We start from the raw sequence: 17,928 nt of genomic DNA on the forward strand, positions 1-17,928 counted from the left end.
CCGTGTCTTCTTGTCCCACCCGCACATAGCCCGGCATATGACTGCTGATCTCATCGGGACGCTGGCGGCGGCGTCAGAGGGCGACGAGGTGCGGATCACGCTGGTGACGGACGGCACGACTGTCCGTGGCGTGACCTTCGAGTCCCCGATCGTCACGCGCGTGGCGGCCGTCAGCGAGGAGACGGTCGATGCGCGGGAGAAGGACGTCGACATCGAGGGCATCGTCGATCGGCGTACTCTCCGTCTGGTCCCGCTGGACGACGATGCTCACACCGCCTACGTCCTGGAGACACGGAGCCCCGTCGTGGGTACAGATTCAATCGAGCCGCTGCGCGCACAGCCCCGCGACGGCTGTGGACCCGACGATCCGGTGACCTCGTATCCGGAAGTCGGCGCGGTCGATTCTGTCACGGTCCGCTCGTAGGTCGTCGGAGTGCCCGGACGCGGAGGCGAAAGGACTTCCCACGCGACCGACGAGAGCCGGTATGCGAGTCAGCGTTATCGGCGGCAGTACAAGCAGCGAGCACGAAGCGACGACGGCAGCAGATTTGGGTCGACTGCTGGCCCAGCGCGGTCACACGATCGTTTGCGGCGGCCTCGGCGGCGTGATGGAAGCGGTCTGCCGGGGCGCGGCAGACGTTGGCGGCCGCTCTATCGGGATTCTCCCTACTGACCGCCGGGCGGACGCAAACGAGTACGTCGACGAGGTGATCGCGACCGGACTGGGACACGCTCGCAACGCGCTCGTGGTGATGAACGGCGACGCCGTCGTCGCGGTTGACGGCAGTGGCGGCACGCTCTCGGAACTGGGCTACGCGGCAGTATACGACCGACCCACGGCCGGGTTGGGAACACACGACGCCGCTCACGTCGAGGCCGTCGAATCGGCGGAAGCAGCGGTCACGTACGTCGAATCGGCCGCAGACGTATGCCGGGACGACCCCACGGGCGAGAGCGACGGGGCCGACGAGTCGTAACCACCCGCGCCGGTGTCGCCGCACTTCTCCCGGCTACACCGTCCCCGCCGTAGCCACGTTTCACGAACCACCGTAGCGTTTGCAAGTCTTCGCTCACTCGATCGCACGACTGCGTGTGATCGGCTGTGTAATCAGTTGTAAACGCCACTATGTGACCCGCTCGGCCCGTCGGTCCATCACTTCCACGTCGAACAGCGAGCGCCAGCGGTAGCGACGACCCCGCAGACGAAGGTCTGCCGCACGAGTCCGTAGCCGAAGAGCGGCAGCGTAGCCAGCACTGCCGGAAACCCAAACACGGCGGTCCAGCGCCGAACGCCGAGGAACTCGTTGATCGCGGCGTGCATACACGCCACTCCGACGAACGCCACGAGCGGAAACGCCAGTCCGACGGCGGCGAACCCTGCGGTCACGACGATACCGGTCAGTGCCTCAAACGGTTCGTGTCGATAGACGATCCTTATGAACCGGAGGTGGCGTTCGAGGGTTTCCCGGATCGTCCCACTGACGGGAACCGTACGCGTCCGCCGCAGCGGCTTGACGTCGAGGGACTCCGAGAGAAGTCCATCGTCGCTCGCCGTCTGACGGAGTTCACGAACAAACGCATCACAGTCGATGTCCGATCGGTCGAAGATGACCGCTCCCGCCCACGATTTGTCGTTCGCGTAGATGCCGAGCGTTCCGCCTGACGCGTAGATCGGGTCCAGAGGCCTCGAGAGCGGATCCTGTCCGACGAAGTAGGGCAGTTCCGAGACCGGGCCGTGGCGGTCGTCGTCGGCGTGTAACTGTGCGAGCCAGTCTGCGGGGTAATGAAAGTCGTCGTCCATCTCGACGAGTCGATCGTGCTGGAGCGCTTCTACTCCGGCGGCGATGGCGTTGGCTTTCCCCGAACAGCCCACCGGATCGCCGGCGGCGACCACTTGCGCACTCTCGGGGAGGTCGCCGTCCCGACGCGCGATCGGATCGGTCTCGGTACCGCAGATCACGGGTCGTTCGTCCTCGTCGTTGAGTTGATCGCGAAGTTGCTCACAGACCGGCGTCCACTCGCGCGTTGGGAGGTGTACGCTGGTCGGTGGCGTAGAATCTATACTGACGGCTTCAGTCAGCGAGGATAAAAAACGACTTTCGGGTCCGCTTTTATCGACGACCGAATCGCCGCTGCGTCGAACTACCAGGTCCCGTGGAACGTGTCGAACGAGAGCGAGTCGAGCGGTTTGTCGCCGACGGCGATCCGGTACTCACCGGGCGTCAGCATCGGCTTGTGGAACTGTGGGCCGTCGTCGGTCGTGATACGCGGACAACCCGTGTTCACGAATGCGTCCATATCGAAGTTCCGCAGGCGATCGGGGGTCACCTCGTCCATCGTGATGAGGTAAGCGTCGTCGTTGTCCTCGATGATCTCCTCGGCGATCTTCATCCGCCCTTGGCCGATCTTCGTACAGAAGATGACGCCCCACTTTTTCGCGTCCATCGCGCGGTGGACCGCCCCGTAGCGCTGCTTCAGGAACTTCTCCGTGTCGGCGACGGTCACGACGTTGTTGACCGGGTCGGCGATGAGCACCTTCTTTTCGGGATGCTCCATCGCCAGCCCCAGCGGGTGGAACTTTCCGCCGCCGACGTAGAGTACTTGATCGGCGTCGATGTCGGCGGAGGCGTAGTTACAGCCGAGGACTTGCCCCTCGTGTGTCAGTCGGTCGTCGCCGCGACGGGTGTGGACGTCGTAATCGCGCTCTTCGAGCCACTCGACCATCTCGTCGAAGCGGTTCATATGCTGGGCGGTCGTGACCAGTCCGACGTCCTCCTCGGGTAACTCCTCGACGGCGTCCTCCATAATCGGGAAAGGATCGACGTTCGAGAACAGGGGGACGTAGATGATCTTCTCGGACTCCTTCATCGGTGAGTGGCCGAAGTGGACGAACACGTCCGTTCGCCGCATCAGGTACGTATCGAGGTCACAGGCCCCATAGCAGGGCTGTCCCGAGAGCAAGAACGTCACGTCGTCGTCGCACAGTTCGCGGAGGTCGTCGGCGACGGCCGGGCCCCGACGCTTCAGTCCCTCGGGGAATTGCAGACCGACCCGGGTAGCGTCCCGTTCTTCGACCGCTTCGACGATTCGGTCCAGTTCGTAGTCCCACTCTCGATCGTGCTTCAGCGACATTCCGGTGTTCCGGAGGTCGCCGTCCGTGGACGCGTCTTGGCTCATTGCAACGGCATAACCCGCCGACGCCCATAACCCCGGCGGTTCCGAGACACCAGAAAACGACCGTGAGAGACGCGTTCGATCGGAATATCGGCCGCTCACGGCCACTTTCCCTACCGTCCGGTAAGTTGAAACGCACAGCGTTCAGTACAGCAACTATGAGCATCCAGACGGACCCACTCGAAGAACTCGGTCACGAACTCGGTGACGCGATTGCCTCGACACCCGAGTACGAGGCGTTCGAGGAGGCCAAAGCAGCGGTCGAGGCCGACGACGGCGTCCAAGAACAGATTTCGGAGTTCAGACAGCTCCGCGATCAGTATATGCAGGCGCGACAGATGGGTTCCGCGTCCGAAGAGGCGCTTCAGAACGTCCAGGCAGCCCAGGAGGAACTCCACTCGATGCCGAAGATGGCGGCGTACCTCGATGCACAGGAGGAACTCACTGACCGACTCGAAGCCATCAACGAGGCTATCTCCGAACCGCTGGAGATCGACTTCGGCGGCGAGGCCGGCGGCTGCTGTCACGACTGAGCGGGAGTCCGATCCGAGATCACGACCGGGCGACACCCCGATCCGAGATACTAACCGGTCCGTATCCAGCACGGTTTTCCGATTACTCCTCTGCGCACTCAGATTCATATAGGAAGCCGCAGCCACAGCCGGTATGCTCGCGATCGCCGGCGGTAAGGGCGGCAGCGGAAAGACGACGACGACGCTCGGCCTGGCCCGGGCCATCGACGACCGGGCGCTCGCAGTCGATGCCGACGCCGACCTCCCGAATCTCCACGCGTTGGCGGGTGTCCCGCGTGATCCGTCGCCCGGCGACGACCCCGGCCATCCCGACCCGCTGGCCGATTCCGGGGAAACCTACGTCGCACCCGCGGTCCGCGCCCCGCCCGACGGCGTCGGCTGTCGGCTCCGACGACTCGCCGGATACGATGGAATCGTCCTCGTCGATTGCCCGGCGGGGGCGGGTCCGGATGCAACGGTCCCGCTCCGCGTCGCCGACGCGGTCCTCCTCGTCGCGACGCCCTGTATCGCCGCGTTGCGTGACGCCGCGAAAACAGCAGCGATGGCGCGAGCGGTGGGTACGCCCGTGACGGGTGCGGTTCTCACGCGGGCCCGCCTCACTCCCCCGGGCGTCGACGACCTGCTCGGCTGTCCGGTCCTCGCGACGGTCCCGCCGTCGACCGAGCCGCTCGCCGATCCCGCCGTCGAACGCGCGTATGACAAACTGGCGCGGACGCTCGAAAATCGACAGAAAGCCTAAGACACTCGATGAGTAACTCAGTTTGTGGCAAACCGGCTCTCGACCGGCGTCAGCGTCCTCGACCGCGAACTCGACGGCGGGATCCCGCCGGGGAGTATCGTGTTCCTCGCGGCGGACCCCGCCAGCCAGTCGGAGCTGTTTCTCTACGAACTGACCGCGGTCCGCGCGACGCTGTATCTCACCACTATCCGCTCGGATCAAGCCATCCGCGACGCACTCGATCGGACGCCCGGCCGTGTCGGCGATCCCACGATCCGAGACGTCGGCGGTAACGCGCCGCTGGACACCGCAAATCGATTCATCCGGGACCTCCCCGAGGGGGCGAATCTGGTGATCGACGTCGTCGACGCGCTCGAAGCACCCGAGCCCGCGCGCTACCGGCAGTTCCTCAACGAACTCCAGACGCATATGGTCAACACCGGCGGATTGGCGGTCCTCCACGGAATGAAGCGCGAGTCGGATCCGCGGAACCGCGGCTTGACAGAGCATATGGCCGACGTGGTTTTCCATCTCCAGACCAACATCGACGGCTCGGAGATCGAAAACCGCCTCGCGGTTCCGAAGTTCCGCGGCGGTAGTCCGCCCACGGACACGATCAAACTCCAACTCGCCGACCGCGTCACGGTCGACACGAGTCGGGACATCGCGTGAACGCTGCCCCGGATACGCCGGTACTGACGCCGCTCAGACGACGAACCCCAGATAGCCGAACGAAATGAGCGTAACGAAGACGGTCAACGCCGACCAGTTTCGCGGCGTGTCGAGCGCGCCGAGCGGGAGTTGCTTCGTGAACAGCGATAGAAAGTAGGGCGCAAGCGGCACTAATCGCCAGACGAACGGCGGGTTTCGACCCAGGCCGTACCGGAGTCCGAGCGTCAACGCGACGGTACAGGCCGCGGCGACGACCGCGACCCGCAGGTCGTCCGTCCCGGCGAGCGCGTCGTCTGACAGGTCAGGACTCTCTTCGGACATTGTGCGAGGCGGGGCGCGCCGGTCGCAACTCGAAGAACGGACTCGGGTGCGTTACTCCTCGACGTCGTCGAGTTCTGCGGCGAGTTCGTCAGCGTCGACGTCGACGTCTTCGATTGCGTCTTCGATGTCTTCGGGGGCTGCACCGGCGCCGCCAGCACCGCCCATCATTCCGCCGAGGCCGCCCATCATCCCGCCCATCCCGTCGATGGTCTCCTGAACGATGACCCGATCGAGATCCAGTCTGTCGATCACGTCCTGGGCGATCTGCTGCTTCGAGAACATCCACTGCTGGTTCATCGTCATCTGCTGCGTCGCCTCGATGTACAGCGTCTCCTTCTCGACCTCAACCGTCTCGGTCTCGGGTTCGGATGGTTCGTCTTTGTCGTCGGCTTCGTCCTCGTCGGATTCGACGACCTGCTCCTCTTCGACGGTGTCGGTCTCGATCCAGATCTCGGGGGCCTCCTGAAGATACATCTGCAGCATACTGGCGGCCTGTTCCTCGCGGTCGTCGACGAGGTCGAGGATCTCGTACTCGTATTCGAGGTCCTCACCCGCGAGCGGGTGATTGAAATCGACGCGGGCGCGGCCGCCGACCATCGTGATGACCTGACCCTGCTCGCCGTCGATCTGGACCTGCGCGCCGGGGTAGCGGTCGTCCTCGTCGATTTTGTTGGCGCTGACCGTGCGGACCTCTTCGTCCTCGTACTCGCCGAAGGCTTCGGCGGCCGCGATGTCGACGGTGCCGGTGTCACCGACCTCCGCGCCGACGAGTTCCTCGTCGACGCTCTCGAAGACGTGTCCGGCGCCGACGGTGATCACGCGAGGCTCGAAGTCGTACTCCTCGGTGTCGATGTCGGCCTCCTCGGCGGTTTCTTCATCTGTCGTGTCGACGACCGTGTCGTCGTCGACGGTGCGGAGCGTGTAGGCGAGACGAACGAAGTCGCCATCCTGGATGGCGTCCTCGGGGACGTCTTCGTCGGCGTCTGCCTGCGATTCATCGGCGTTCGCCTGCTGTTCGTCACTCATACGCTGATCATCTCCCGTGCGACCCTTAAGAATCACGTTTCGCCCCCACGGCCGAATCACCCTGTCGAACGCCGCGTTCACGGCTCTCGGCCACAAGCGAGCAGTTTTTGACGACTCCGCGTCACCGACCCGATATGTTCGAGGTCGAACTCAAACTGCGCGCGTCACACGAGACCGTTCGCCCGGCAATCGAAGCGGCAGGCGCGACGCGCTTGACCAGTGTGTCGCAGGTCGATACTTACTACGACGCGCCCCACCGCGACTTCGCTGAGACCGACGAAGCGCTCCGGATCCGTCAGGAGGAGCAGCAAGAGTCGTCCGACGCGGACGACTCTGCCGACAGCGGTGCATCCGATGAGACCGAGACGGAACCGACGACGAAACTCACCTACAAGGGACCGCTCGTCGACGCCAACTCGAAAACGCGCGAGGAGCACGAGACCGGTGTCGACGACGCCGACACGACGCGATCGATCTTCGAGGACCTCGGCTTTGAGCCCGCAGCCGTCGTGGAAAAGCATCGCACGTTCTTCGAACTCGATAGGTACACAGTCACGCTCGATCGCGTCGAGAGCCTCGGCGAGTTCGTTGAGGTCGAAGCCGAAGCGGACTCCGAAGACGACATCGATGCCGTCCGCGAGGGTGCGTTCGACGTGCTCGACCGTCTCGGCCTCGATCCGGACGAGCAGATTCGGACCTCCTACCTCAGTATGCTGCTGGATCAGGAGGTGTAACCGGCATCACACCGCGGATCTGTAATATCTACAAGTAATATTCTCGACTTCGAAGTTTTCCGCAAGTTATAGATCCGCCCGGGTCGAAGCGGGCGGCAATGAGCGAGCGGAATATCTCTATCGAAGCGGCCGAGCGCGCGGCAGTTGAGGACCAAGCGATCGAGATCGTGGAGCGAAAGGGGATCGGACACCCCGACTCAATCAGCGACGGTATCGCGGAGAGCGTCTCGCGGGCGCTCTCGAATTTGTATCTGGACCGCGTCGGCCGAGTCCTGCACTACAACACCGACGAGACGCAGTTGGTGGCAGGCGAGTCTGCACCCCAGTACGGTGGCGGCGAGATCATCGAACCGATCTATCTCCTGATCGTCGGCCGCGCAACGAAAGAGTACAACGGCCGGCGGCTCCCCGTCGACGCGACGGCTATCGGGGCCGCGCGGGACTACCTCAACGAGCATATCCCGGAACTCGAAGTCGGCACAGACGCCATCGTCGACGTGCGGCTCGGCGAGGGCTCGGGCGATCTGCAGGACGTTTTCAGCGAGGACGGCGCAGAGGTCCCGATGTCGAACGACACCTCCTTCGGCGTCGGGCACGCTCCGCTCACCGAGACCGAAGAGATCGTTCTCTCCGTCGAGCAGGAGCTCAACGGCTCCTACGCCGACACGCACCCCGAACTGGGTCCCGACGTGAAGGTGATGGGCAAGCGCGAGGGCGACCACATCGACATCACCGTGGCCGCCGCGATGGTCGACGCCTACATCGCCGACCTCGAGGCGTACGACGACGCGGTCGAGAGCGTCCGCGAGCACGCCGCTTCGGTCGCCCGCGACCTCACCGCCCGCGACGTCGCAGTCGATGTCAACACCGCCGACGACTACGAGGAGGGCTCGGTCTATCTCACCGTCACGGGGACCAGCGCCGAGATGGGCGACGACGGGTCCGTCGGCCGGGGCAACCGCGCCAACGGCCTCATCACGCCGAACCGACCGATGAGTATGGAGGCGACCTCCGGAAAGAACCCCGTCAACCACATCGGGAAGATCTACAACCTCCTCTCGACCGACATCGCCGAGAGCGTCGTCGAGGAGGTCGATGGCATTCGCGACCTTCAGGTCCGGCTACTCTCGCAGATCGGCCGGCCCATCGACCAACCGCACGTCGCGGACGCGAAGGTCGTCACCGATCCCGACGCCGACCTCACGACGCTCGAACCGGAGATCCGCGCCATCTTCGACGACCGCCTGGCGAACGTCACCGACATCACCCGGCGGGTCATCGACGGCGAACTCACGACGTTCTGACCGCGAGGTTCCCCGACTGCGATCGGACCTCGCGCTGATCCCGCTCGCGTTCTCCCTGCCCGCATCCGTCCGACCCCGTCTTGACGCCCCCTGCCACCGAGACGCTGATACGCACCCGCGACGAACGCCGACCGTGAACGCCATCGATGCGGTGCTCATCGGCCACGGCGACTTCGGCGCGAAGAGCAGCGCTGTCCGCGCGAAGATGGCCGAGCGGGTCGCCCGCGACGTCGAGACCGCGCTCGATTCGGCCGGCGTCGACGGCGATGTCGAGCGCCTCTGGTCACGGATTGTTGTCCGCACCACCGCTCCCACCGCTGCTGCCCGCGTCGCAGCGACCATTCCGGGCGTGTCCTTCGCCCGCCCCGCCGCCGCGGTCGCGCCGGAACTCGATACGATCTGCGAGGTCGCCCGCCAACTCGCTACAGATCACGAGGACCCGACGTACGCGGTCGATAGCGATCGGATCGGCCCCGACGACGCTCACGACTTCTCGAACCGCGACATCAAAGAGGGGGTCGGCCGCGCCATCGGCGAGCAGACTGGCGCTCGCGTAGACCTCGACAATCCGGACTGCACCTACCGAATCGAAGTCCGGGGGGGAGAAGCGTTCGTCGCCGCCGAGCGGTTCGACGGTCCGGGCGGCCTCCCGGTCGGTTCGCAGGGCCGTGTCGCCGTCCTCATCAGCGGCGGCCTCGACTCCCCGGTGGCCCTCTGGCGGCTGCTTCGCCGCGGCTGTGAGGCGATCCCCGTCTACGTCGACCTCGGACGTTACGGTGGTGCGGATCACCGCGCCAGGGCCTTCGAGGTGATCCGGACGGTCGCCGAGCGCGCTCCGCGGGCGGACCTCCGCCCCCGCGTTGTCGACGGCGAACCGTTCGTCGAGCGGGTCGTCGAGACCATCGACGAGACTCGAATGCTCTCGCTTCGACGGGCGATGCTGGCTGCCGCCGAAGGAGTCGCCGAACGCGACGGTGCTCACAGCGTGGCCACCGGCGAAGCGCTCGGGCAGAAGTCGAGTCAGACCGGGGCGAACCTCGCAGTCACCGACGCCGCGATCTCGCTCCCCGTTCACCGGCCGCTGCTCACGACCGACAAGCCGCAGATCGTCGCTGAGGCGCGCGACCTCGGGACGTACACGAACGCGACGCTCCCAGCAGGCTGTGACCGGGTCGCGCCCACCCATCCGGAGACAAACGCGAGCCTCGGGGTAGTCGTCGCCACCGAACCGCCGGACCTCCTCGATATGGCTCGCGAGGCTGGGGACAGCGCTTCGACCCGATCCCTGTGAACGTCCGCCCTACCCGACTGTGCGGCTACGTGTGAATATACGTGTGGAAATTGATCACATACCGGTCCGGTATGAATAATCGGTCAAAAATGGGTTTACGTATCCAGGGACCGTACAGTTTGTTAATGTCACAAGCGTCACGACCCACCCGGTCGGCCCCGGATCCCGAGTGGACGGTTCGGCAGGTCGTCGAGCGAAGCGACTGGGACACCACGACGGAACCGTGCCCGGCGTGTGGCGAGACGGTCGATCTGCACGGGCCGCACTACCAGATCGAACTTGACCGCCCCCTAGCTCCCGGGAGTGCCACGAAAATCACCCGCGAACGTCGACTGCTTTCTTTCTGCGACGAGGCGTGCGCGACGGCCTGGCTCGGCGGCGACGACTGACGCGTTGGAGTCCCTCGCGTTTTATTTCGCTCGACGTTCGCACCGCAACGGATTTATGACCGCCTTCGGAACCTATAGGTAACCCCTCCCACCGACTCGGGACTGCAGACCGATGATCTACGCGCGTTCACGAACTGTTTCCGAACTGCCTTCCGAGCGGCCGCCAGGCGTGAGTTGGTTCTCACGACGATGACGCGGGTCTGTCTCATCGGCGCTGAGGACGTCGACATCCAGTACGAACTCATCTCGCGAGAGACCGCCCGGGAGGCGCTCTCGACGTACGAACGCCACCAGCCGTTCGCGAACTCGCTGGCAGTCGATACCGTGAGCCTCGGCGCGGCCGTCTCGCTGTGCAACGATCTGAACTGGTATCTCGTCCGATTTGCGGATCTCGCGCTCGTTCGGGAACCGAGCGTCTCGACCGACGAGTGGCTGAGCCGCTCGCTCGCGACGGCGATCCGCGACGGCGGGGTCCGACCAACCGAGACGGGCGAGCGACTCGCCATATACGGCCTCACCGAGGGCTCGCTGGTGGAGCCGATGTACGTCACCCGACGGCCGGACGGGACCGTCCCGGCCTACGACCTCCGCCCGGTCGAAGAAACCGTCGTCGTCCGGGTCGCCGCCGACGAATTCGACCGCGCGTGAGTCCGCAGCCCCGTATCGGCCCGACAGTCCGTCCGACGTCCGTCTGCCGCGTTTCCGCGTCGTCGGCCCGCTCCGGGTGTCTCTCTGCGAACTATTAAGACGAACGCTCACGACCACAGGCGTATGGACGAGACACCCGAGAAGATCACGACACTCGTCGGCCGCGAGGTGTACTCGAACGAAGGCGTCTTCGTTGGTGAGGTCGCAGACGTCCGCCTCGATCTCGAGGACCGACAGGCCGTGACCGGACTGGCACTCAGACAACTCAACGAGGAACTGTTCGCCGACCTCGTGAGCGGGCAAAAGGGCGTCATCCTCCCGTATCGCTGGGTCCGTGCCGTCGGCGACGTCATTCTCATCAACGACGTCACCCTCCACGACGTCATCGAACAGATGACGCAGCCGAACGGCGACGACAAGGAAGACTCTGCGGTCGCCTGATACAGTTCGGTGCGAGCTGTCGCTTTCGGACTCGTTCTGTCCCCGACTCCCGTGAGCGATCAACAGTCATTTGCGGGGTGAGGCTGTATCGAGTCGTATGTCGGACGAACCAGACGATCACGCCGAGAACGAGGCCGAGGACACCCCGGACGACGAGGGCGAAGAGAAGTCCTTCCGCGAGCGCGTCGAGGAGATCCGCGAGCGGCGCGCCGAGGAGCGTGAGGAGGGCGAGCGCCCCGACCCCGACGAGATGATGGGCGGTGGCGGCCCCGGCGGTGGCGGCGGCGGCGGCAACCCCTTCGCACAAATGATGAGTGGGATGATGGGCGGCGGCGGCGGTCCCGGCGGAATGGGCGGCGGTCCGCCCGGAATGGGTGGCGGCGGCCCCGGTGGCCGCGGCGAGGAGAGTGACGCAGCGGGTAACGAAGAACTCGTTCGCGAGGTTCGACAACTCCGCGACGAGGTCCGCGACGCGACTCGACAACTCCAGCGCATCGCGCAGGCCGTCGAAGACCTCGACGACTGAGCCCGTCAGGCGCGTTTTTTGCCGACGACTCGTTCGTAGAGCGACGCAAGCCGGTCGACGGCGTGCTCGACGCTCAACTGCTCGCGACGCGCTAGACACGACGCCGCGAGCGACGCCGACTCGTCGAGCACTTGCTCGATGGTGGCCCGGCAGTCCGAAACGTCGCCAGGGGTGTAGTGATAGCCGGTAACGCCGTCCTCGACCGTGTTTGCGAGTGCACCCGCATCGATGGCGACCACGGGCGTTCCGCAAGCGTTGGCTTCCAGCGCGACCAACCCCTGCGTCTCGACGGGGCTCGGAAAGACGAACGCATCGAGCGCAGTATAGAACGCGGGCAACTCCTCGCGCGGGAGAAACCCCAGAAAGTGGGCATCGAGGTCTAGGTCAGCCGCCAGCGCCTCCAGTTCCGCGCGGGCCGGGCCGTCACCGCCGAGAACGATCGTCGCATCGAGTCCCTCCGCCGCCCTGAGGAACTCCGAGAGGTTCTTCTCGTAGCCGTGCCGGCCGGTGTACCCGAGCAGCGGCCCGGTCGGGAGGTCGTATCGATTGTGGAACGCCTCGACATCAGTCGGCGCAAAGAACTCCACGTCGACTCCGTTCGAGAGCACCACTGTCGGGGCATCGATGTCGGTCTCGGAGACGGCGCGGTCTCTCGCGTCCTCGCTGGGGAAGACGACCGCGTCCGATCGGGAGAGGAACCACCGCTCGTACCGCTCGGCGACGCGTTCGATACCCCGCTCTACCCGGGGTCGCGACGTGAGGTAGTCGGCGTACTCCGCAGTCGGCGTGTGGTAGGACGTGATAAGCGGGATGTCCTCCCGGCGCGCGAGGCGTACCCCGCCGAGGCCGACCGCGAATGGCGTGTGCGCGTGCACGACGTCGACGTCGTTGACGGCGCTCGGGATCTTCGGCGTCCCGAGTCGGAACCCCTCGTACATCGGGAACGGGAGGCTCCCGACGGGGTACTCCTCGGAGGTGGGGTCGTACTCGTCGCTCCCGGGATAGACGATCGACATCCGTCCGCCGCGGTCCCGCCAGCGGTCGCGCCACGTCTGGATCGTGTAGGAGACGCCGTTGACCGTCGGCAGGTAGGTATCGGTGAATGCGGCGACCGAGGGGGGAGCCATCGGCGACGATTCACAGACGTGGGCTTAATCAGTTGCGAATCCGCCACGGCGAGCCGCGGACGAGCAGACGCCTCCTATTGAGACTCCCCCCGTCGCTTCTGAAGAGCACCGAATTCGGTGTCGCAGTCGCTATCAGCAAGATACGCATCGCCGTCGTGCCGGTGGTAATCGCTCCCGTCGCCGTCGGGACGGGGCTACCCGACGCCGTCGCCGTCGCGCCGGTGTTACTGGCTCCCGTCGCTCTCGCTGACCTCGATCGGACGATCCGCTCGCTTCGCCCGGCGGACGTCCCGGTAGATTCCAGCCAGTCGGTCACCGACACGGTCGAGGCTGTGTTCCATCGCCGTCTTATGAGCGTTCTCACCCAATCGCTGCCTGAGGTCGTTGTCCTCGGCGAGGCGTTCGACCGCCGCGACAAATTCGGCTGTCGTCTCACACTTGAGGCAGTCGTGGCCGTCGGTGTAGAACTCCTCGAACACCGGGATGTCGCGGAGCACGACCGCCTTCTCGCAGGCCATCGCTTCCAGGACGGCGATCCCCTGATTCTCGTTCTTGGTCGGGAAGAGGTAGATGTCACCAGCGCCGTACGCGCCCCGTATATCGTCGATCCAGCCGGTGAAGGTGACGTTCTCGGGCGGGTTCGACGTCCACCGACGGACCGCACTCGAGGCGTGCGGGCCGGTGTCGTACGGGCCGAACCACGCGAAGTCGTAGGGGGTTTCGTCCGCCACCTCGCAGAACGTCGTCAGCCCCTTCCGCTCGAAGACGTTGCCGACGAGGAAGACGACCGTGCTCTTGAGGTCGTAGCGCTCGCGATACTCCGCGCGAAAGTCCTCGAACCCCTCCAGGGCCCCGACGTCGACGCCGTTGGTTATCGGCTGAATCGGGGCGTCGACGGGGTACGACTCGAGTACACGCTTCGTATACTCGGAGGGGCAGAGGACGAGGTCTGCCTGCGAGTAGAACCACTTGAGATATCGGCCGAGCGCGGGCGCAACCGTCGTCGACCCCCGGAAGGATTCGGCGAAGTCCTCGCGCGTGACGTGCGTGTGCAACACGAGTGGGATATCGTTCCGCGTCGCGTGGCGGGCGACGGCGAGCGATCCCGGCCCCACCAGGTTGCAATGTGCGACGTCGTACTCGCGGAAGAGCCCCCGACCGGCAGCGACCGACCGGAGCCCCGAGAGCGGATCGCCGCCGCACCACGGCGAGGTCACCACTTCGACGTCCGTCCGTTCGAGCGCGGCGCGCTGCTGGTCGGCGGCCGTTCCGATCCCGCTGCGGTCGAGTCTGGACTCGATTTCGAGGTAGTTGAGCGCGCGGAGTGCCACGTCTCCTGCCAGTTTACCGCGGGGTCATTTATACTGTCTGCTCGGCCGCGGAGCGTCTGTAAACTCGGTTTCGCCGTGCTCCACGTGCAGGAGATCAGTTATCTGTGTGGCACCCTGGAGCGTCGGGAGATACTCGAGGCCTGCCGGGGGCTCTCCAGGAAGTCCGACCGACTCGGAACGCTTTTTCGCCCCGCCGTCGGCCTTTCAGTATGGGCATTCCGGCCGAGCGTATCGACCGCCTGCACAATCTCGCGCGGGAGGCGATGGCCGACGGCGACACTGACCGCGCCCGCGAGTACGTTCGTCTCGCCCGGCGGATCGCAGAGCGACACCGAACCGGCGTTCCCCGACGCTTCCGGCGGTTCACCTGTGACGAGTGCGACGCGTATCTCCGGCCGGGCGCGACCGCGCGAGTTCGCCTCCAGTCGGGCCACGTGAGCGTCCGGTGCCTGTCCTGTGGCGCAACCAAGCGCTATCGGTATGAAGACTAGACGATCGGCACCCGCGGCGCCGCCAGAGGCGCCAGCTCGTACTTTCTTTACTGACTCTGAAACCCTCAAGTTTCAAACGGGGTGCCCTCGTTGTGGACCCATATGGACGAACAGGAACTGCGGAGTCGGGCTCACGACCTCGACATCACCGTCTGGGTCGGCAAGGGGGGACTCGACCCGGTCGTCGAGGAAGCGTCGGACCAACTGGCGGATCGGGATCTGATCAAGGTGAAGTTTCTCCGGGCGGCCCGGGGTGGGACGACCGTCGAGGAGTTGGCCGCGGAGTTAGCCGATCGGACAGGCGCTGCCGTCGTCGAGACGCGTGGGAACACGGGGGTACTGCACCGATGAGCGCGGTCGCGCTGCAGACTGGGGTCGGCCTGAGCGGATCGATCGCCCGATTTCTGGCCGATCTGGGCCTTCCAGACAGCATCGCGGGACTCGCTGGACAGGCGATTGCGTTCCTCTTGGTCTTCGTCGTCCTGTTCTACGTCGGCCGGGCCGTACTGCTCCCGCTGGTCGAGCGGGTGATGGACTCGCGGGGGCTCGAACCGCACGCGCGGAAGCCGCTTCGGCGACTCAGCGCCGTCGTTCTCGGGTTCGTCGCTATCACCATCGCCTTCGGTGCGGCGGGCTACGGCGACCTTCTGCAGTCGCTGGCGACGGTCGCGGCCGCCGCCACGCTGGCCATCGGGTTCGCGCTGCAGGACGTGCTCAAGAACTTCGTGTCGGGGATCTTCATCTACACCGACAAGCCGTTCAAGATCGGCGACTGGATCGAGTGGGACGGCAACTCCGGCATTGTCGAGGACATCAGTTTCCGTGTCTCGCGGGTCCGGACCTTCGATAACGAACTGCTCACTGTGCCTAACTCCGCGCTGACCGACGGCGTCATCAAGAACCCCGTCGCCAAGGAGAAACTCCGCCTGCAGGTCCCGTTCGGCATCGGCTACGACGACGACATCGAGCAGGCCACGGAGATCATCGTCGAGGAGGCGGACAGCCACGAGGGAATTCTCGACGACCCCGCGCCGACGGTGCGACTCACTGAACTCGGGGACTCCTCGGTGACGCTCAAATCGCGCATCTGGATCGACGATCCGAGCCGAGCGGACTTCGTGAAGACCCGCGCGGACTACGTCCAGACAGTGAAAGAGCGCTTCGACGAGGAGGGGATCGATATTCCCTACCCCAACCGGACGCTCGGCGGCGATCTCACCGTTGCGGGCCTCGAAGAGGTCGCGCCCGCCGACGACTGACGCCGGGAGTCGGTCTTATAGTTCGATCCGCTCGACCAACTGATCGCCGGCGTCGGCCTTCGTGTTGATCGCAACGATGCGGACGTACTCCTCGAGACCCGAGTTCTTGAGTTTCGCCTTGAGGAGATTATCGACCTGATAGACGCCGGCGGCGTTGATCATCTCGATCTCGACCAACACCGGCCGCGCGTCGCCCGGTTGGAGGCTCACGTTCTCGATGGCCTGGCTGGACAGCGTGTTGATCCCCCGTCCGCCCTTCTCGTACGGGATGCGCGAGCGGCCTCGCTCCATATCCAGCGCGTCGGCGACGCGGATCACGCCCGCTTCGGTCGTCAGCGGATCCTCCGGGGTGTGGTGACAGAGGATCGCGTGGAGGACCTCGGCCTTCACCCGGACCGCCTCCCGGGTGTCATAAAACGTGAACTCTGCGAGCAGTCGATCGAGGATGTCGGCGGCCAGTGGGATCGAATAGTAGGCGTGTTCGTCGCGATGGACCACGTGGCCGATGTCGTGCAGCGTCGCCGCCAGCGCGACGATCACTGCCTCGTCGGCCTCATCGAGTCCCTGATCGGCCGCGCCGTTGAACGCGACGTCGCCGCCTTTCAGCAGATCGTAGAGATTCAGCGCGCGGTTTCGAACGATCTCGATGTGCTTGGGCCCGTGATCGTTGTACCCCTTTCTCGTGACGGCGTTGACGTTCTGCGCTTCGAGGTAGGTCTCGATCTCGGGGTCAGAGAGGATCTCGGGGAGGATCGTATTCAGCCGCTCGTCGGGGAAGTTGTGCTCCACGTCAGGATCGTATTCGTACCCGCGGGTCGCGGTGGGCTCTGCCATACGCCGAAATACCCAATCGATCCCAAAGTACCTGCGGGTACCACTGGACCCGTCTTACGTGTCCGCTGCTTCAACCGCCTCGGCGACCTCGTCGTAGTCGGGCTCGACGCCAGGATCGTCGCTCACCCAGGTGTAGGTAACTGTCCCGGATGCGTCCACGACGAAGACCGCGCGCTTTGCGACGTTGCGGACGCCGAGCGCTGTGAAGTCCATCGAGATGTCGTAGGCGTCGACGATCTCGCGGTTGGTGTCGCTGACGAGGTCGAAGTTCAGGTCGTTCTGCTCGCGGAATTCGTTGAGCGTGAACGGCGTGTCGATGCTGATTCCGTAGATTGTTGCGCCGACGTCCTCGAAGTTGACCATCCGGTCGCGGAAGGTGCACATTTCCGCTGTACAGGTGCCAGTGAACGCCGCCGGAAAGAACGCGAGCACGATCGGCGCGTCGTCGAGATGTTCGGAGAGCGTAAAAGACCCTACGTCGCCGTCTGCAAGCGGTGCGGTGAAGTCGGGGGCCTCGTCGCCGATTGAAACCATACCCCTGCTGTGCCGCCCGTTCTGTTGAATGTTGCTGTCCAGTCTGGGCGGTATTGCAAGTGATAGACGAGCAAAAAGCCTATAATTACCACTGGGTTACGTTCAGGCAGTGATGACGCCAAGTGTAATCCCTCTGTTCCCGGGACTGCCGGGTGGCCCGGAAGTGCTCGTTGTCTTGCTCATACTGGTACTGCTGTTCGGGGCGAACAAGATCCCGAAACTCGCCCGTTCCACGGGGCAAGCGATGGGAGAGTTCAGGCGCGGTCGCGAGGAGATCGAAGAGGAACTGAGCCAGATGGACGACGACGAGGAAGAGGAATCCGATGCGTCCACCTCCACCTCGACCGAAACGTCCACCGAGACGAACTGAGTCACGGCCCCACCCGGTCTTTTCTGCGAAACCACCCCTGTTTAAGCAACCGCTGTTGTACACTTGACTATCGGACGTGTGGCCTAGTGGATCAGGGCGAGGGGTTCCTAACCCCTAGATCGCGGGTTCGAATCCCGCCACGTCCGCTTTCCGCCGAGCGAAAGCGAGGCGTGAAATCGACATCGCGGGAGTCCCCTCACGTCCG

24 protein-coding genes and 1 tRNA gene are annotated in these 17,928 nt (G+C 64.9%); 17 read left to right on the forward strand and 8 right to left on the reverse strand.

Going from position 1 to position 17,928, the window contains the following annotated elements; translation table 11 throughout:
* Window positions 1–37: 37 nt before the first annotated feature.
* Window positions 38–424: a hypothetical protein gene (locus ABEI27_RS11185; RefSeq protein ID WP_375799485.1), complete on the forward strand. Its 387-nt coding sequence runs from the start codon at window positions 38–40 to the stop codon at window positions 422–424.
* A gap of 61 nt (window positions 425–485) precedes the next feature.
* The gene (locus ABEI27_RS11190) at window positions 486–977 is read left to right on the forward strand and encodes a TIGR00725 family protein (protein ID WP_375799486.1); all 492 of its coding nucleotides are present in this window, start codon (window positions 486–488) and stop codon (window positions 975–977) included.
* A gap of 176 nt (window positions 978–1,153) precedes the next feature.
* Here the strand turns inward: ABEI27_RS11190 and ABEI27_RS11195 are convergent, their stop codons facing one another.
* The gene (locus ABEI27_RS11195) at window positions 1,154–1,960 is read right to left on the reverse strand and encodes a glycosyltransferase (protein ID WP_375799487.1); all 807 of its coding nucleotides are present in this window, start codon (window positions 1,958–1,960) and stop codon (window positions 1,154–1,156) included.
* 182 nt (window positions 1,961–2,142) lie between these two features.
* Window positions 2,143–3,177 (reverse strand): diphthamide biosynthesis enzyme Dph2, encoded by a 1,035-nt coding sequence (gene dph2, locus ABEI27_RS11200; RefSeq protein WP_375799488.1) that lies wholly within the window; start codon window positions 3,175–3,177, stop codon window positions 2,143–2,145.
* Window positions 3,178–3,332: 155 nt separating this feature from the next.
* Between dph2 and ABEI27_RS11205 the strand changes: the two genes are divergently transcribed.
* The 3 genes from ABEI27_RS11205 (at window position 3,333) to ABEI27_RS11215 (ending at window position 5,097) form a co-directional block, all read left to right on the forward strand.
* Window positions 3,333–3,707, forward strand: a complete 375-nt coding sequence (locus ABEI27_RS11205; protein WP_375799489.1) for a YlbF family regulator — start codon at window positions 3,333–3,335, stop codon at window positions 3,705–3,707.
* 133 nt (window positions 3,708–3,840) lie between these two features.
* The gene (locus tag ABEI27_RS11210; protein ID WP_375799490.1) at window positions 3,841–4,446 is read left to right on the forward strand and encodes a MinD/ParA family protein; all 606 of its coding nucleotides are present in this window, start codon (window positions 3,841–3,843) and stop codon (window positions 4,444–4,446) included.
* A 24-nt stretch (window positions 4,447–4,470) separates the two neighbouring features.
* Entirely contained in the window at window positions 4,471–5,097 is a 627-nt protein-coding gene (locus tag ABEI27_RS11215; RefSeq protein WP_375799491.1) for an RAD55 family ATPase, read from the forward strand.
* Between the two features lie 33 nt (window positions 5,098–5,130).
* Here the strand turns inward: ABEI27_RS11215 and ABEI27_RS11220 are convergent, their stop codons facing one another.
* Together ABEI27_RS11220 and ABEI27_RS11225 are read right to left on the reverse strand one after the other, a co-directional pair.
* Window positions 5,131–5,418: a hypothetical protein gene (locus ABEI27_RS11220; protein ID WP_375799492.1), complete on the reverse strand. Its 288-nt coding sequence runs from the start codon at window positions 5,416–5,418 to the stop codon at window positions 5,131–5,133.
* Window positions 5,419–5,469: 51 nt separating this feature from the next.
* Window positions 5,470–6,444: a peptidylprolyl isomerase gene (locus tag ABEI27_RS11225; RefSeq protein WP_375799493.1), complete on the reverse strand. Its 975-nt coding sequence runs from the start codon at window positions 6,442–6,444 to the stop codon at window positions 5,470–5,472.
* Between the two features lie 134 nt (window positions 6,445–6,578).
* Here ABEI27_RS11225 and cyaB point away from each other — a divergent pair, with 134 nt between their 5' ends.
* The 7 genes from cyaB to ABEI27_RS11260 all read left to right on the forward strand — a co-directional run bounded on the left by cyaB (window position 6,579) and on the right by ABEI27_RS11260 (window position 11,777).
* On the forward strand, window positions 6,579–7,178 hold the full coding sequence (cyaB, locus tag ABEI27_RS11230) for a class IV adenylate cyclase (protein ID WP_375799494.1): 600 nt from the start codon (window positions 6,579–6,581) through the stop codon (window positions 7,176–7,178).
* Window positions 7,179–7,276: 98 nt separating this feature from the next.
* Window positions 7,277–8,482 (forward strand): methionine adenosyltransferase, encoded by a 1,206-nt coding sequence (locus ABEI27_RS11235; RefSeq protein WP_375799495.1) that lies wholly within the window; start codon window positions 7,277–7,279, stop codon window positions 8,480–8,482.
* A 133-nt stretch (window positions 8,483–8,615) separates the two neighbouring features.
* On the forward strand, window positions 8,616–9,773 hold the full coding sequence (locus tag ABEI27_RS11240) for a tRNA sulfurtransferase (protein WP_375799496.1): 1,158 nt from the start codon (window positions 8,616–8,618) through the stop codon (window positions 9,771–9,773).
* A 125-nt stretch (window positions 9,774–9,898) separates the two neighbouring features.
* Window positions 9,899–10,162, forward strand: a complete 264-nt coding sequence (locus tag ABEI27_RS11245; protein WP_375799497.1) for a hypothetical protein — start codon at window positions 9,899–9,901, stop codon at window positions 10,160–10,162.
* 189 nt (window positions 10,163–10,351) lie between these two features.
* Entirely contained in the window at window positions 10,352–10,810 is a 459-nt protein-coding gene (locus ABEI27_RS11250; protein WP_375799498.1) for a DUF5804 family protein, read from the forward strand.
* 123 nt (window positions 10,811–10,933) lie between these two features.
* Window positions 10,934–11,251, forward strand: coding sequence for a PRC-barrel domain-containing protein (locus tag ABEI27_RS11255; protein ID WP_375799499.1), 318 nt, complete (start codon window positions 10,934–10,936; stop codon window positions 11,249–11,251).
* A 97-nt stretch (window positions 11,252–11,348) separates the two neighbouring features.
* Complete coding sequence (locus tag ABEI27_RS11260) at window positions 11,349–11,777, forward strand: hypothetical protein (protein WP_375799500.1); 429 nt, start codon at window positions 11,349–11,351, stop codon at window positions 11,775–11,777.
* A 5-nt stretch (window positions 11,778–11,782) separates the two neighbouring features.
* On the opposite strand, the gene ABEI27_RS11265 is transcribed toward ABEI27_RS11260, so the two are convergent.
* Both ABEI27_RS11265 and ABEI27_RS11270 read right to left on the reverse strand, forming a co-directional pair.
* Complete coding sequence (locus tag ABEI27_RS11265; protein ID WP_375799501.1) at window positions 11,783–12,904, reverse strand: glycosyltransferase; 1,122 nt, start codon at window positions 12,902–12,904, stop codon at window positions 11,783–11,785.
* 224 nt (window positions 12,905–13,128) lie between these two features.
* Complete coding sequence (locus tag ABEI27_RS11270) at window positions 13,129–14,235, reverse strand: glycosyltransferase family 4 protein (protein ID WP_375799502.1); 1,107 nt, start codon at window positions 14,233–14,235, stop codon at window positions 13,129–13,131.
* A gap of 209 nt (window positions 14,236–14,444) precedes the next feature.
* On the opposite strand from ABEI27_RS11270, the gene ABEI27_RS11275 reads away from it, so the two are divergent.
* The 3 genes from ABEI27_RS11275 to ABEI27_RS11285 all read left to right on the forward strand — a co-directional run bounded on the left by ABEI27_RS11275 (window position 14,445) and on the right by ABEI27_RS11285 (window position 15,985).
* Window positions 14,445–14,726: a ribonuclease P protein component 4 gene (locus ABEI27_RS11275; RefSeq protein WP_375799503.1), complete on the forward strand. Its 282-nt coding sequence runs from the start codon at window positions 14,445–14,447 to the stop codon at window positions 14,724–14,726.
* A 102-nt stretch (window positions 14,727–14,828) separates the two neighbouring features.
* On the forward strand, window positions 14,829–15,077 hold the full coding sequence (locus ABEI27_RS11280; protein WP_375799504.1) for a YhbY family RNA-binding protein: 249 nt from the start codon (window positions 14,829–14,831) through the stop codon (window positions 15,075–15,077).
* Window positions 15,074–15,985: a mechanosensitive ion channel family protein gene (locus ABEI27_RS11285; RefSeq protein ID WP_375799505.1), complete on the forward strand. Its 912-nt coding sequence runs from the start codon at window positions 15,074–15,076 to the stop codon at window positions 15,983–15,985. Before ABEI27_RS11280 ends, ABEI27_RS11285 begins: the two co-directional genes overlap by 4 nt.
* Window positions 15,986–16,000: 15 nt before the next feature.
* On the opposite strand, the gene ABEI27_RS11290 is transcribed toward ABEI27_RS11285, so the two are convergent.
* Window positions 16,001–16,819, reverse strand: coding sequence for an HD domain-containing protein (locus tag ABEI27_RS11290; RefSeq protein WP_375799506.1), 819 nt, complete (start codon window positions 16,817–16,819; stop codon window positions 16,001–16,003).
* 54 nt (window positions 16,820–16,873) lie between these two features.
* On the reverse strand, window positions 16,874–17,353 hold the full coding sequence (locus tag ABEI27_RS11295; protein WP_375799507.1) for a redoxin domain-containing protein: 480 nt from the start codon (window positions 17,351–17,353) through the stop codon (window positions 16,874–16,876).
* Between the two features lie 112 nt (window positions 17,354–17,465).
* Here ABEI27_RS11295 and tatA point away from each other — a divergent pair, with 112 nt between their 5' ends.
* Together tatA and ABEI27_RS11305 are read left to right on the forward strand one after the other, a co-directional pair.
* Entirely contained in the window at window positions 17,466–17,723 is a 258-nt protein-coding gene (tatA, locus tag ABEI27_RS11300) for a twin-arginine translocase TatA/TatE family subunit (RefSeq protein ID WP_375799508.1), read from the forward strand.
* Between the two features lie 72 nt (window positions 17,724–17,795).
* A tRNA-Arg gene (locus tag ABEI27_RS11305) sits at window positions 17,796–17,869 on the forward strand.
* Window positions 17,870–17,928: the final 59 nt, after the last annotated feature.

It is taken from the genome of Halobellus sp. (assembly GCF_042218505.1).
Lineage (GTDB): Archaea > Halobacteriota > Halobacteria > Halobacteriales > Haloferacaceae > Haloquadratum.

What these genes read in the sequence shown, in the direction of transcription:
- ABEI27_RS11185 (WP_375799485.1), top strand. Translation starts at nt 38, where the DNA reads ATGACTGCTGATCTCATCGGGACGCTGGCGGCGGCGTCAGAGGGCGAC.
- ABEI27_RS11190 (WP_375799486.1), top strand. Translation starts at nt 486, where the DNA reads ATGCGAGTCAGCGTTATCGGCGGCAGTACAAGCAGCGAGCACGAAGCG.
- dph2 (WP_375799488.1), bottom strand. Translation starts at nt 3,177, where the DNA reads ATGAGCCAAGACGCGTCCACGGACGGCGACCTCCGGAACACCGGAATG.
- ABEI27_RS11205 (WP_375799489.1), top strand. Translation starts at nt 3,333, where the DNA reads ATGAGCATCCAGACGGACCCACTCGAAGAACTCGGTCACGAACTCGGT.
- ABEI27_RS11210 (WP_375799490.1), top strand. Translation starts at nt 3,841, where the DNA reads ATGCTCGCGATCGCCGGCGGTAAGGGCGGCAGCGGAAAGACGACGACG.
- ABEI27_RS11220 (WP_375799492.1), bottom strand. Translation starts at nt 5,418, where the DNA reads ATGTCCGAAGAGAGTCCTGACCTGTCAGACGACGCGCTCGCCGGGACG.
- ABEI27_RS11225 (WP_375799493.1), bottom strand. Translation starts at nt 6,444, where the DNA reads ATGAGTGACGAACAGCAGGCGAACGCCGATGAATCGCAGGCAGACGCC.
- cyaB (WP_375799494.1), top strand. Translation starts at nt 6,579, where the DNA reads ATGTTCGAGGTCGAACTCAAACTGCGCGCGTCACACGAGACCGTTCGC.
- ABEI27_RS11235 (WP_375799495.1), top strand. Translation starts at nt 7,277, where the DNA reads ATGAGCGAGCGGAATATCTCTATCGAAGCGGCCGAGCGCGCGGCAGTT.
- ABEI27_RS11245 (WP_375799497.1), top strand. Translation starts at nt 9,899, where the DNA reads ATGTCACAAGCGTCACGACCCACCCGGTCGGCCCCGGATCCCGAGTGG.
- ABEI27_RS11250 (WP_375799498.1), top strand. Translation starts at nt 10,352, where the DNA reads ATGACGCGGGTCTGTCTCATCGGCGCTGAGGACGTCGACATCCAGTAC.
- ABEI27_RS11255 (WP_375799499.1), top strand. Translation starts at nt 10,934, where the DNA reads ATGGACGAGACACCCGAGAAGATCACGACACTCGTCGGCCGCGAGGTG.
- ABEI27_RS11260 (WP_375799500.1), top strand. Translation starts at nt 11,349, where the DNA reads ATGTCGGACGAACCAGACGATCACGCCGAGAACGAGGCCGAGGACACC.
- ABEI27_RS11265 (WP_375799501.1), bottom strand. Translation starts at nt 12,904, where the DNA reads ATGGCTCCCCCCTCGGTCGCCGCATTCACCGATACCTACCTGCCGACG.
- ABEI27_RS11275 (WP_375799503.1), top strand. Translation starts at nt 14,445, where the DNA reads ATGGGCATTCCGGCCGAGCGTATCGACCGCCTGCACAATCTCGCGCGG.
- ABEI27_RS11280 (WP_375799504.1), top strand. Translation starts at nt 14,829, where the DNA reads ATGGACGAACAGGAACTGCGGAGTCGGGCTCACGACCTCGACATCACC.
- ABEI27_RS11285 (WP_375799505.1), top strand. Translation starts at nt 15,074, where the DNA reads ATGAGCGCGGTCGCGCTGCAGACTGGGGTCGGCCTGAGCGGATCGATC.
- ABEI27_RS11290 (WP_375799506.1), bottom strand. Translation starts at nt 16,819, where the DNA reads ATGGCAGAGCCCACCGCGACCCGCGGGTACGAATACGATCCTGACGTG.
- ABEI27_RS11295 (WP_375799507.1), bottom strand. Translation starts at nt 17,353, where the DNA reads ATGGTTTCAATCGGCGACGAGGCCCCCGACTTCACCGCACCGCTTGCA.
- tatA (WP_375799508.1), top strand. Translation starts at nt 17,466, where the DNA reads ATGACGCCAAGTGTAATCCCTCTGTTCCCGGGACTGCCGGGTGGCCCG.